This is a genomic window from Corynebacterium sp. HMSC05D03 (assembly GCF_001807205.1).
Classification (GTDB): Bacteria; Actinomycetota; Actinomycetes; order Mycobacteriales; family Mycobacteriaceae; genus Corynebacterium; species Corynebacterium aurimucosum.
In genome coordinates, this window is sequence record NZ_KV788186.1 from 250,336 (window position 1) to 251,033 (window position 698).

Sequence of the window (698 nt, forward strand, 5' to 3'; positions counted from 1 at the left end):
TGCCCGAAACGAAGGGCGTGGCCGCCATCCCGCTGGCGGCCTTCACGGACAATCCCGAGCCGTGGAAGTACAAGGTGCGCTTTGCTTTCTGCAAGCGCCCTGAGGTCATCCGGGAGGCAGTCTGCCGCCTCACTGCATGATCATCCTCCCTGCGTTAAACGTAGAGTCTTTCCTTTGTCCTTGTAGAGTTACCCTCGGCCCGCTGTAGCGGTGGTCGGGGGACCATTTTTGCTTCGGCCGGGGTATAAGGAAAAGGTTGATGGCTCGATAGAGGCGGCTAACTTTCGGATTGCTGTAACCTGCTCGATACTTTTCGGGTGTATGACCTAGCTGACGAAATTGTTGAGAATTTTTCGTTTATGCGGGAAGGTTTTTGGTGGTGCGGGAAGGTCGTTGTTCTGGCCGTGGGTAAATCTATAGCAAGGTTTGTTTGCGTCCCAGGCTTGGTGTCTAGGCCCTATAAGTGCAGACGTGGAAGTACAGACCTGCAGGTGACTGATCAGCAGACGCGGGCCTGTACTTGGCTGCGACCAGCGGGTCTGTACTTTCGGGTCTGTACTTTTAGAATCCTCTGGCCGTTGACTACAGATGGTGCGGCTTGGTTTTATGAGGGTTGGAAACGCCTTCAGGGCCCTAGACAGTGGGTGTTGTCTAGGGCCCTGAAGGGGTTGTATTGAGTTGTTTGTTTTGTTTGGTGT

General features: G+C 54.0%; 1 pseudogene. It reads left to right on the forward strand.

Features of this window, described 5'->3' with window-relative positions:
- Positions 1-140, forward strand: a pseudogene (locus HMPREF3147_RS13040) (aminotransferase); the annotation flags it as partial.
- Between the last annotated feature and the right edge of the window lie 558 nt (positions 141-698).